Origin of the sequence: Rhizorhabdus phycosphaerae (genome assembly GCF_011044255.1) — a bacterium.
Classification (GTDB): domain Bacteria; phylum Pseudomonadota; class Alphaproteobacteria; order Sphingomonadales; family Sphingomonadaceae; genus Rhizorhabdus; species Rhizorhabdus phycosphaerae.
In genome coordinates, this window is record NZ_CP049107.1 from 3,566,461 (window position 1) to 3,578,405 (window position 11,945).

10 protein-coding genes are annotated in these 11,945 nt (G+C 65.9%); 3 read left to right on the top strand and 7 right to left on the bottom strand.

Translation table 11 applies throughout. The annotated features are described in order from the left end of the window. Nucleotides 1–18: 18 nt before the first annotated feature. Both G6P88_RS16615 and G6P88_RS16620 read right to left on the bottom strand, forming a co-directional pair. Entirely contained in the window at nt 19–831 is an 813-nt protein-coding gene (locus G6P88_RS16615) for a hypothetical protein (RefSeq protein WP_206335797.1), read from the bottom strand. Nucleotides 832–931: 100 nt separating this feature from the next. Beyond that, entirely contained in the window at nt 932–2,227 is a 1,296-nt protein-coding gene (locus tag G6P88_RS16620) for a S8 family serine peptidase (RefSeq protein ID WP_165324174.1), read from the bottom strand. 123 nt (nt 2,228–2,350) lie between these two features. On the opposite strand from G6P88_RS16620, the gene G6P88_RS16625 reads away from it, so the two are divergent. Both G6P88_RS16625 and G6P88_RS16630 read left to right on the top strand, forming a co-directional pair. Beyond that, on the top strand, nt 2,351–2,842 hold the full coding sequence (locus G6P88_RS16625) for an RNA polymerase sigma factor (RefSeq protein ID WP_226946615.1): 492 nt from the start codon (nt 2,351–2,353) through the stop codon (nt 2,840–2,842). Then, the gene (locus tag G6P88_RS16630; RefSeq protein ID WP_165324176.1) at nt 2,839–3,543 is read left to right on the top strand and encodes an anti-sigma factor family protein; all 705 of its coding nucleotides are present in this window, start codon (nt 2,839–2,841) and stop codon (nt 3,541–3,543) included. The genes G6P88_RS16625 and G6P88_RS16630 overlap by 4 nt, the downstream gene beginning before the upstream one ends. A gap of 4 nt (nt 3,544–3,547) precedes the next feature. On the opposite strand, the gene G6P88_RS16635 is transcribed toward G6P88_RS16630, so the two are convergent. Further along, complete coding sequence (locus G6P88_RS16635) at nt 3,548–3,751, bottom strand: hypothetical protein (RefSeq protein ID WP_206335799.1); 204 nt, start codon at nt 3,749–3,751, stop codon at nt 3,548–3,550. Nucleotides 3,752–3,942: 191 nt separating this feature from the next. Between G6P88_RS16635 and G6P88_RS16640 the strand changes: the two genes are divergently transcribed. Next, on the top strand, nt 3,943–6,045 hold the full coding sequence (locus G6P88_RS16640) for a malate synthase G (RefSeq protein WP_165324178.1): 2,103 nt from the start codon (nt 3,943–3,945) through the stop codon (nt 6,043–6,045). A gap of 38 nt (nt 6,046–6,083) precedes the next feature. Here G6P88_RS16640 and G6P88_RS16645 read toward each other — a convergent pair whose 3' ends face one another. The 4 genes from G6P88_RS16645 to G6P88_RS16660 all read right to left on the bottom strand — a co-directional run bounded on the left by G6P88_RS16645 (nt 6,084) and on the right by G6P88_RS16660 (nt 11,939). Next, a complete protein-coding gene (locus tag G6P88_RS16645; protein ID WP_165324179.1) occupies nt 6,084–6,479 on the bottom strand; it encodes an EF-hand domain-containing protein in 396 nt (131 codons plus the stop codon). Between the two features lie 72 nt (nt 6,480–6,551). Beyond that, a complete protein-coding gene (locus tag G6P88_RS16650) occupies nt 6,552–7,277 on the bottom strand; it encodes a hypothetical protein (protein ID WP_165324180.1) in 726 nt (241 codons plus the stop codon). 43 nt (nt 7,278–7,320) lie between these two features. Beyond that, the gene (locus G6P88_RS16655; RefSeq protein WP_165324181.1) at nt 7,321–8,793 is read right to left on the bottom strand and encodes an efflux transporter outer membrane subunit; all 1,473 of its coding nucleotides are present in this window, start codon (nt 8,791–8,793) and stop codon (nt 7,321–7,323) included. After that, on the bottom strand, nt 8,793–11,939 hold the full coding sequence (locus G6P88_RS16660) for an efflux RND transporter permease subunit (RefSeq protein ID WP_165324182.1): 3,147 nt from the start codon (nt 11,937–11,939) through the stop codon (nt 8,793–8,795). Before G6P88_RS16660 ends, G6P88_RS16655 begins: the two co-directional genes overlap by 1 nt. Nucleotides 11,940–11,945 lie beyond the last annotated feature (6 nt).

Here is an 11,945-nt window from a genome sequence, read left to right on the forward strand (position 1 = left end):
GACCCGCTCCCGTCGTTTCTAGCTCTTGGGTTGCGTCTCGGACTTTTCCTGCCGGCGGGCGGTCTGCTTGACCTCATTCTTGGTCATGGCCGACAGCAGCACATTGCCTGAACCGCTGAAATTGGCGGCCGGAAGAGTTGCGGTGCTGTTGCCCACTTCCATCACCACCGACTGAACCGCGCCTTGCGCCGTGGTCTGCACGTCACTGACGGTGCCGATGGCCTTCCCTGCCATGTCGCGGACCACCATTCCCGGCGCCACGTCAAAGCTGCCGGCCGCATTGGCGGCGGCACTGCCGGCGAGCGCAAGCTGACCGAGACCGGCCCGACCGGCGCCGTTGGCGGTGGCGCTCGACGTGCCACTCGCCGCAGTCGTCGCGCTTGAAGCGGCGGTCTGGGCGTTTGCGACGGTCTGCCCGACAGTTGACCGCGCGGCGCCTGCCGCAGAGCGCACGGCGTCGGTGCCGACCAGCTGGGCATCGGCGCTGCCTGCCGCCGAGCCGGTCAGAGCGGCAGCGGTGCCACCGGCAGCGGCACCGAGCGAACCTGTCGCACCGCCACTTGCAGAAGCCTTGCCCTTGCGACGATCGACCGAATGCGAAGCCGTGGCCGAGCCAGCGCCGTCGACCGTGCCGGACAGCGACGACCCGACGCGGCCAACGCCGCCGGTCAGATCGGAACCGCCCAGCGTCCCGCCGATCATGCCTCCGACGCCACCGCCGATCGCTCCACCCAGTCCGCCGCCGCCCAGCAATTGGGCCTGGGCAGGAACCGCATTCATCGCAATCACCGCGGCCGCGCCGCACATGATGGTCTTCATGATGTTCGTCATGCTCTCGTCCTTTCGCTTCGGTGGCGTGTCCGCCATCCCGAAGAGGCAACGAGGGCTCGTCGATCTTTAATCCGCCCTGCCCGAAATTTTTATGAGCGGCTCATCGCGTAGCGCATTTGGAGCAGACCACGCCCCGGCCCACCAGTGCGCCGCGGACATTGGCGGGCCTGACCGCAAGGCGGATCAGCGCAGCCACGGCGGCGCTTCGGTTTGCCCTTTGACGGGGGTCGAGATTGGCCAGCGTTCCGGCAACGAATGGGGCCGCATAGGATGTTCCCCGCAGAAGCCGGTAGCCTCCAGCAGCGTTGGCCCCGAGCAGGTCGGCGGCTGGGCCGGCGAAGTCGACATGCTTGGCGCGACCGGCCTCGATCAGCGGCCTGCCTTTCGCATCGACCCCGGTGACGGCGATGACCTGGGGGTAGGAGGCGGGATAGGCCGGAGGTGCAGCGGCCCCGTCATTGCCGACCGCCGCGACGACAACCACGCCCCTTTTGTCGACAGCGGCGATGGCCTTGGCCAGCAGGGGATTGTCGGGGCCGACAAGGCTGATGTTGACGATCCGTACTCCGGAGCCGGCCAGCCATCCGAGAGCGCGGGCGATCGATAGCGCGCTGCCGCCGCGCGGATCGCGGCCATAGACGTCGGCCGACAGCAGCGAGCCGCCGGGGACCAGCGCAGGAATCTTGCCATGGCCGAGGAGGATCGACGCGATGGCGGTGGCATGATCGTTCGCGACGGGCGCACCCGCCGCAAACCCCCGCGACGTCACGGCTCCGGAAAAGGACGGCAGACTGGCGACGCCGCCGTCGATCAGCCCGACCACGGCACGCGCTGGTGCCGTTGTTCGAGCAATAGGTTTCGACCCGATCCGCGGTGCGGCAATGTCCATGGGACGGTAGATGGGATTCGACTGAATCGTGGCGCCGCGCACGACCTGACGAAGCCGTCGCTCGGCTCGCGCAAGATCCATGCCTCCGGGAACGCGTAGCCGGACGGTGCGGATATCGAGACCTTCCACAGGGTCATCGCCGATCACGCCGAAACCGGCCTTCCGCGCGGCATCAAGCGCCTCGGCGTCGGGATCCAGCAACAGGAGTTCGTCGCTGACGGCTGGATCGCCGCGAAGGTCGAGTGCAAGATCGTCAGGATGCTGTCGGACCAGCGCCGAAAGATTGTCCAGTCGGGTGCGCCTGAGCCGCTCCAACGCGCTGTCGATCTCGCCCAGGCCCGATCCGAGGGGCCGGCCGGCCTGGCTCGCTGTCTGTGTGACATCGTCGAGCGTTCGTCCGATTGTCGTCCCCAGCGGAGGCGAAAGCTGTGGCAGCAACTGCGCGGCAGCCGCCGAAGCCGACAGGATCGCGATACCGAGCGCCAGGCTGGTGCGAAGGGGGAGCATCGGATCGGATTCCTTTCATGGCCGTTACGACAGAACGCCGTTCGCTTTTGTCGGTTGCCTGGGATGAAACGTCGCCCCGCCATCGTTTCATCCCACAGCGGCTGGTTGTGGAGGACAGGGAATGTGACGGGTTTCGAACGGGACTTGCTCGATCTTCTGCCCCGTTTGCGGCGCTTCGCGCGATCGCTGACGCTGGATGCCGCCGACGCCGACGATCTTTGTCAGCTTGCCCTGGAGCGGGCACTCAAGGCTGAGAACCAGTGGGCCAAGGGAACACGGCTCGATTCCTGGATGTACCGGATCATCCGCAATTGCTGGATCGACGAACTCCGTTCACGGCGGCGCCGGGGAGAGACTGTGGCCATCGATGTGGACGGTTTCGACCTGCCCGACGCCGGCGATCGCCAGATGGAGGCACGCGCGGAACTGAACAATGTCGACCGGGCGATGTCGGCCTTGCCGCCCGAGCAGCGCGAGGTGATCGCGCTCGTTCTCGTGGAGGGGCTCGCCTATCGCGAAGCCGCCGAATTGCTGGACCTGCCCATGGGAACCGTGACGTCGCGTCTCGTTCGCGGGCGCCAGGCGCTGATGGAATTGCTGGGAGAACAGGCATGACGGACGAAGAGATCATGGCCTATGTCGATGGCGAACTGTCGCCGCTCGAAAGGCTGCGTTTTGAAAAACGCATGCAGACCGATGCGGCGCTTGCAGAGAAGGTGCGCCGCCACGTCGCCTTGCGACAGACGATCGCCGGGCATTTCGCGCCGGTCGCCGAGGAACCTGTTCCCGGTCGTCTCGCAGGCGTTTTCGACGATCGCCCCAATGTCCTGGCACTACCGGCGCGAGGGCGGGCCAAGAGGTCCTATTTCCGGGCGGCGACAGCCCTGGCCGCAGCACTCGTCGCGGGAATCATGCTGGGGCAGCAACTGCCCGACCGGAACAGCGGACCCATTGTCGATCGTGCCGGCGTGCTGCTGGCTCAGGGCGATTTGGCGACTGCCCTGGACCGGCAGCTCGCCTCCGCTCCTTCGGGCGCCTATCGGATCGGCGTGAGCTTCCCGGCTGGCCCGCAAGGGACGCTCTGCCGAACATTTGCGGGGCCGGCCGGCGCCGGGATCGGCTGCCGCGCGAGCCAGGGTTGGAGGGTCCAGCGTTATGTGGCGGGCGGCCAGTCGGAACGCGGCACCTATCGCCAGGCCGGCTCCGCCGAAGCCACGATCATGGCGCAGGCTCAGGAAATGATGACCGGCGAACCGCTGGACGCGGCAGCCGAGCGTCGTGCGCGCGACATGCACTGGCTTCCCGACGGAAAATGAGCAGTCAGGTTTCACCCGTGAAATAAGGCGGCAAAATCGCGCTCGCACAGGACGTCCACACCAACCCGGTGGAAAGGATGTCCGCCATGCCTCTTACCTCGGTCTCCAGATTGCCGAGTTCCGTCGCACCCGGAAAAGCCAGCGCTCTTGCCTGCGAGAACGGCCGCCATTCCGCCGTGAGCGGCAGCCGCGCCGAGATCAACGGCATCACCCATGCGGTATGTCGACATTGCGGGTGCGAACTCATGCGGCTGGGCTCGTCCCGCCGCTGGTTCCGGACGGGACGTATGGGCGGCTAATTCGTTCTCTATAAGAATGAATGTCGCGCATATTATCTCCATAGTTTCCAATCCACGCCTGCGCTAAGCGTCTCGCCTCTCATCTGGTGGCGAGGCTGACATGACGACGATGGTGGACAGGGCGGGTCTGAAGGTCGCGGACGAGCTCGTCCGTTTCATCGAGGAACAGGCGCTGCCCGGAACGGGGATCGACGCCTCGACCTTCTGGGCGGGCACCGCGGACATCTTTGCGCGCTTCGCGCCCGACAATCGTGCGCTGCTCGCGCGACGCGACGAACTGCAGGCGCAGATCGATGCCTGGCACCAGGACCGTGCCGGTCAGGCGATCGACATGGACGCCTATAAGGCATTTCTGCTGTCGATCGGCTATCTCGTGCCGGAGCCCGCGCCTTTCACTGTCGGCACCGCGAATGTCGATGCGGAGCTGGCGACGACGGCCGGGCCCCAGCTTGTCGTGCCGATCCTCAACGCCCGCTTTCTCCTCAACGCCGCCAATGCGCGCTGGGGCAGCCTGTACGACGCGCTCTACGGAACCGATGCCATTCCGGGGTCCCCGGCGGGTCCGGCCTACGATCCCGCGCGCGGAGCCCAGGTCATTGCCTGGGCGAAGGCCTTTCTCGACCGTGCGGTTCCGCTTGCCGATGGAAGCTGGGCCGATTGGGCCGGCGGGACGCCCGTGCTCGCGGACCCGGCCCAGCTGGTCGGCCGTGCAGGGGACAATCTGCTGCTGCGCCACAACGGCCTGCATATCGAACTGATCATCGACCGTGCTCATCCGATCGGGCGCGACGATCCGGCAGGCCTGGCGGACGTGGTCCTCGAAGCCGCGCTCACGACGATTTGCGATCTCGAGGACTCAGTCGCTGCGGTCGATGCGCAGGACAAGGTCCTCGCCTATTCCAACTGGCTCGGCCTGATGAAGGGCGATCTGGAGGAGAGCTTCGAAAAGGGCGGACGGACAGTCACCCGGCGCCTCAACGGCGACCGCGACTATGTCGCACCCGATGGTTCGGCCTTCACCCTGCCGGGGCGCAGCCTGGTGTTCGTGCGCAATGTCGGGCACCTGATGACCACGCCGGCAGTGCTCCTCTCCGATGGGAGCGAGGCGCCGGAAGGCATTCTCGACGGTATCGTCACCAGTCTCATCGCGCTGCATGACGTGCGGGGTCTGGGCCGTTTCCGCAACAGCGCGAAGGGGTCGATCTACATCGTCAAGCCGAAGATGCATGGCCCGGAGGAAGCCGGCTTCACCAACCGGCTGTTCGATGCGATCGAAGATCTGCTCGGTCTCGACCGCCACACGCTCAAGGTCGGCGTGATGGACGAGGAACGCCGCACCTCGGCCAACCTCGCCGCCTGCATCGCGGCGGTGAAGGACCGGATCATGTTCATCAACACCGGCTTCCTCGATCGCACCGGCGACGAGATGCACACCTCGATGCGGGCCGGCCCCATGATCCGCAAGGGCGACATGAAGACGAGCGACTGGATCGCGGCCTATGAGGATCGCAACGTCCAGATCGGCCTCGCTTGTGGCCTGTCAGGCAAGGCGCAGATCGGCAAGGGCATGTGGGCGGCGCCCGACCGGATGGGGGACATGCTCGTCCAGAAGATCGGCCATCCCCGGACAGGCGCCAACACCGCCTGGGTGCCGTCGCCGACGGCGGCAACGCTGCACGCAACCCATTATCATGAGGTGGACGTGTTCGCCCGGCAGGACGAGCGCCGCATTGAGCCGGTTGCCAGCCTCGACCGTCTGCTTTCGGTTCCCATCGCGCACGGCCAGAACTGGACGCCTGAAGATATCCGTGCCGAACTGGACAATAACGCCCAGGGCATCCTCGGCTATGTCGTCCGCTGGGTCGACCAGGGCGTCGGGTGCTCCAAGGTGCCCGACATCCATGATGTCGGCCTGATGGAGGATCGCGCGACGTTGCGCATCTCGTCGCAGCACATGGCCAACTGGCTGCTGCATGGCGTCGCATCCGCCGACGAAGTCGATGCGGCCCTGTCGCGCATGGCGGCGAAGGTCGATGCCCAGAACGCCGGCGATCCGCTCTACCAGCCGATGGCGGGCCGCGAGACGGAGAGCCTGGCCTTCCAGGCGGCGCGCGCCCTCGTCTTTGAGGGAGTCGATCAGCCCAATGGCTATACGGAGCCTCTGCTCCACGCCTTCCGCCTGAAGGTCAAGGCGGCCGGCTAGCGTCCGTTCGTCCCCGGTGTAGCCGGGGACGGTCGGCGTCATTTGATGAAGATCGAGGCGAGCTGTTGCTCGGCCAGGCTGGCGACTCCGTCGCCATCGGCATCGGCCATGTCGAACAGGCCCAGCGGGCGGGCGATAGCTTCGGCCACACTGACCCGACCGTCGCCGTCGGTATCGCATTTGTCGAACCAGCTTCGGCCGATATGCGTCAGCCCGCGCCCCTGATCGGGGCCGGCATTCTGCTTGGCGCGATAGCGTTCGAATTCGGATGGGCTTACCGAGCCGTCCTTGTCGGCATCCATCTCGGCGAACTGCGCCTTCGCCACGGCGGCGACTTCAGTCCGCTTGATCGGACGTTCGCCCAGCTGAAGCTGGGCCAGTGCGGGGCCGGTCAGGGCCGCGGAAAGCAACGCAACGAAGAACAACCTGGTCATCTCTATGGTCCCATGGCCTCGCGAGGTCTTTGTGCGAGATCAACTGACCACATGCTGAACGGTTGCCTCAGCCTATTTCATGACGCCAAACTGGAAGTCGAAGAGGATGCGGACCCAGGCGCCGACCTGGGGCTTGCCCCCGATACTGGGCGGTCGGACGCGGAATTGCCACGACGCCTGGCGAAGCGCATTGGCCAGCCCTGAGCCGGTCGGGGACTCGCCGATCTCCTGGCAATCCTCGACCCGGAACTGCGGTGCGGTCCGGCAGGCGATCATGCCCCAGCCGGCCTGGCGCTTGCCCTTTAGGTAAAAGGCCATTTCGGCGGTCGTGGGCTCACGATACCAGTCGGCGGGGTAGAGCTTCTGGCCGCCGGGGCCTTCTCCCACGCCCTGCGCCTCAGCGGTCGACTCTCCGCCCGTACCCGAGGCATCCTTCGCCACGCGCGGCGACAGCTTGGAAATGTCGGTGGCGCGGAACTGCTCTGACGTCATCCAGATGATGTTCGATGGCAGCTTGGGGACTTCGGGGGTGGTCGGTGGCGTGGGCGGCGTCACCTTCACCTGGCGGCGTGGTGCGCTGGACGTTGCTGCGACCTTGGGCGCGGGCTCTTCGGAGATCGACAACAGCGGAAAGCTCTTCAGCTCGGGCGTCAGCTTGCGGACCATGTCCGGTGCAAGCGACAGCAGCAGCAGGAAGCCGAGCAGATGGATGATGCCGACCAGCAGCAGGCTGAAGGCGCGCCGTCCGAGCATATCCCGGTTGGCGAGCCGGTCGTGGAGGGCCCGACGGACATTCATGAGGGGCCTGTGTGGTTGGAAGGCTGAACGCTGGCTGGCCGAATCAATCCGCCGTTCGGGTCAGCGCAAGCTGGTTGCGCTGGCCGGGCGTGGCATCGATCAATTCGTCTCCGCCGAGCGACTGGTAGATCGCTACCAGATTCTGCGCCTTGAGCAGGCGCGTCTGCGCAAGCGTGCGGGCGGCTGCATAGGCTGTGCGCTGGGCGTCGAGCAGGGTCAGATAGGCATCGATGCCGTTCCGGTAGCGGGCATCGGCGAGGAACAGCGAATCCTTCGCCGCAGCGTCGAGCTTGCTGCTCGCCGCCAGTTGCTCGTCTATGGTCGCGCGCCGGGCAAGGGCGTTGGACACGTCGCGAAAGGCGGTCTGGATGGCGGTCTGATATTGCGCGACGGCTTGGTCGCGCTGGGCGTTGTTGACCTTCAGATTGCCGACATTGGCCCCGCCGGTGAAGATCGGCAGCGTGGCGGATGGGGCCACGCTCCACGTGCGTGCGCCGCGGACGAACAGGTCGGACAGCGTGGTGCTGGCAAAGCCGGTCAGCGCGGTAAGGGCGATGCGCGGCAGGAAAGCGGCACGGGCGGCACCGATCCGGGCGTTGGCGGCGCGCAGCCCATATTCGGCCTGCACCACGTCGGGGCGCCGCAGCAGGATCGAGGAATCGATGCCCGCCGGCACTTCCCCGATCCGGGGCTCCACCGCTTCGATCGATGCGGGGAGCAGGGAATCGGCGATCGGTGCGCCGACCAGCAGCTGCAGCGCATTGCGGTCCTGCTCGATCAGCGTCTCGAGATTGGCCTGGTCGGACTGCGCCTGTGCGAGGATGGTCTCGGCCTGGCGCAGGTCGGTGCGGGGCGCGACGCCGCCTTCGAGCAGCGATCGGGTCAGTTCGACGCTCTTGGCTGCGGCGGCGCTGGTCTCCTTCGCGACCTTGAGCAGGCTGCGATCGGCGGCAAGGGTCGCATAGGCATTTGCGACCCCGGCGACGACGCTGAGCCGCACCCCCCGCCGGGCGGCCTCGGTCGCGAGATATTCGTTGAGGGCCGCATCGGAGAGGCTTTGCACCCGGCCGAACAGGTCGATTTCCCAGCTGGCCTGGGCGTCTGTCCGGAAGGTGGCGATGGGGCCGCCGGTGCTGCGGCCGCGGGTGGCGACGCTGGCATTGCCGCCCACCTGGATTTCGTTCGAGCTGTCGGCCTTGGTGACGTCCGCCGACACGTCGATCTGCGGGAAAAGCGCGGAACGGGCGACAGTCACCTGCGCCCGGGCGGCGCGGGTATTGGCATAGGCAGCCTTGAGGTTCTGGTTGTTCGCAAGCGCCTGGTCGATCAGCGCGACCAGCTTCTCGTCGCGAAATATGTCTCGGTAGCTGAGGGCGGCCGGTCGTTCGGCCTGCGCCCCTATGCCCGGATCGGGAAGTGCCGCCGGAATTGCGGCGACGGGGCGCTTATAGTCCGGCGCCAGCGTGCAGGCACTCGTCGTCGCCAGGAGGAGGATGGATGTCAGACGTCTCCGCATCAAGCGCTTGCCCCGTGCCCCGCCTTGTCCGGGAAGATTCGCCGGATGAGGACATAGAAGAGTGGAACGAAGAAAACCGCAAGCAGAGTCGCGGTGAACATGCCGCCGAGCACTGCGGTGCCGATAGCGACCCGCGCCTGTGCGCCCGCGCCGGTCGAGATGGCGAGTGGCACCACGCCGAACATGAAGGCGAAACTCGTCATCAGAATCGGCCGAAGCCGGATGCGCGAGGCTTCGATCGCAGCGTCGAGGGGTGTCTTGCCTTCCTTTTCCGCAGCAATGGCGAACTCCACGATCAGGATCGCGTTCTTGGCGCTCAACCCCATGGTCGTGACCAGTCCCACCTGGAAGAAGATGTCGTTCTCCAGACCGCGCAACAGCACCGCCAGCGTAGCGCCGATCAAGCCCAGCGGGATGACCAGGATCACGGCGGTCGGGACCGACCAGCTCTCGTACAATGCGGCGAGGCACAGGAAGACGACGAGCACCGACAGGGCATAGAGGATCGGCGCCTGGCCGCCGGAGATGCGTTCCTGATAGCTCAGCCCCGACCAGTCGACCGATACGCCCGGGACTTGTGCGGCGAGTTCCTCGATCCGTTTCATCGCGTCACCCGAACTCTTGCCCGGCGCGCCCTGTCCCTGAAGGGTGAAGTTGGAAATGCCGTTGAAGCGCGTGAGCACATTGGGCGTCTGGGCCCAGCGCACGGTGGCGAAGGCCGAGAAGGGGATCATCTGTCCCGTCGCCGAACGGACATGCCATGCGGCAAGGTCTTCGGGTTTGCTGCGATATTGCGCGTCGCCCTGGATGAAGACGCGCTTGACCCGTCCGCGATCGACGAAATCATTGACATATTGGCCGCCCCAGGCCGCCGACAGCGTCTGGTTCACGCTCGCCTGGCTGATGCCCAGGGCGCCGACCTTTTCGGAGTCGATGTCGACCGCCAGCGTCGCGGTGTCCTCGAGCGAGTTCAGCCGGACATTGGCGAGATCGGGATCGGCGGCGGCGGCGGCCAGCAGCTGGTCCTTGCGCGCCTTGAATTCCTCGCGGCTGAGATTGCCGCTGTTGAGCAACTCCATCGAGAAGCCCGACGTCTGGCCGAGACCCGGAATCGCGGGTGGCGTGAGGACGAAGATCTGCGCCTCGCGAATGTCGGACAGATTGCGCGTCACACGGGTGGCGATCGCCTGCGCGGCATTTTCGCTGCCCTTGCGTTCGTCCCAGGGTGCCAGGCCGATGAAGCCGCGCCCGACATTCTGGCTCTGCCCGCCATAGCCCGATCCGCTGATCAGGCCATAGTTGACGATGGTATCGGGTTCGGTCGCGCTGAGCCGCTGTTCGATCTGCTTGGCGACCTCGACCGTGCGGTTGAGCGTGGCGCCCGGGGCAAGCGAGAATTGCAGCTGGGCGTTGCCCTGATCTTCGGTGGGTACGAAACCGGTCGGCAGCTGGAAGAAGACCACGCCCAGTGCCACGAGCAGCAGGACGAAGACGATCAGCGCGCTGCGGACATGGCCGAACAGCCGCTTCACCAGCGCGACATAGCGCTCGGTGAACCGCCGGAACCAGGCGTTGAACCGGTCGCCATAGTCATAAGCGCGGCGGACGAGGCCCGTGCGCCGCTCGCGATCCTCATGGTTCGGGCGCTTGAGCAGCGTCGCCGCAAGCGCGGGCGAGAGGACGAGCGCGACCACCACCGAAAGCACCATCGATGCGACGATGGTGATCGAGAACTGGCGATAGATGACGCCGGTCGATCCGCCGAAAAACGCCATGGGCAGGAACACCGCCGACAGCACCAGCGCGATCGCGACCAGTGCCGTGTTGATTTCCGACATCGACTTGATCGTGGCCTCGCGCGGGCTGATGTCGGGATCCTCCTCCATCACGCGCTCGACATTTTCGACGACCACGATCGCGTCGTCGACGAGCAGGCCGATCGCCAGCACCAGGCCGAACAGCGTCAGCGTGTTCACGGAGAAACCGGCGACGGCCAGCACGCCAAATGTGCCCAGCAGCACGACCGGCACGGCGATCGCCGGGATCAGCGTCGCGCGCCAGCTCTGCAGGAACACGAACATGACGATGACCACCAGGATGATCGCCTCGACGAGGGTCTTCACCACCTCCTCGATCGACAATTTGATGAAGGCCGTCGCGTCGTTCAGGAAGGCATGCTTGTAATAGGGCGGAAAGCTCTTCGACGCGTTGTCGACATAGGCGCGGACCAGTTCCGACGTCTTGAGGGCATCGGCCCCCGGCGCCAGCAGCACGGCTAGGCCGACGCCGGGATGCCGGTTGATACGGCCCACCACATTGTAGAACTCGCTGCCGAGTTCGACGCGCGCCACATCCTTCAGCAGGACCTTGGAGCCGTCATTCTGGTTCTTGACGATGATCGCCTTGAACTCGTCGACGGTCGTCAGGCGCGACCGCGAGGTGACGATCGCGTTGAGCATCTGGTCGTCGGACGAGGGCACGCCGCCGATCTGGCCCGCCGCGACCTGGGCATTCTGGCCCTCGATCGCCGTGGTCACGTCGGCCGTCGTGAGGCCGACCGAGGCGAGCTTGTAGGGATCGAGCCAGATGCGCATCGCATAAGATGAGCCGAACACGTTGACGTCGCCGACGCCCTGGATTCGGCCGATCCCGTCCTGCAGGTTGGAGACGAGATAGTCGGCCACGTCGCGATTGGTGCTGCGGTCGCTCTCGTCGAACACGCTGACCACCATCAGGAAGTCGCTGTTCGACTTGGTGACGACCAGGCCCTGCTGCTGCACCTGCGCCGGTAGGCGCGGGAGGGCCTGCTGCACCCGGTTCTGGACCTGCACCTGGGCGATATCCGGATCGACACCCTTGTCGAACGTCACGGTGATGTCGGAGCGTCCGGTCGAACTCGACGAGGACGAGAAATAGAGCAGGCCGTCAATGCCCGACAGCTGCTGCTCGATGATCTGCGTGATGTTGGATTCGACGGTTTCGGCCGATGCCCCGGGATAGTTGGCGCGGATGTTGATCGAGGGCGGCGCGACGTTGGGATATTGCGATATCGGTAGGCTGAGCAGTCCGCCCGCGCCGAGCAGCATGATCACGATCGCGATCACCCAGGCGAAGATCGGGCGGTCGATGAATATCCTGGAGATCATCTGTCG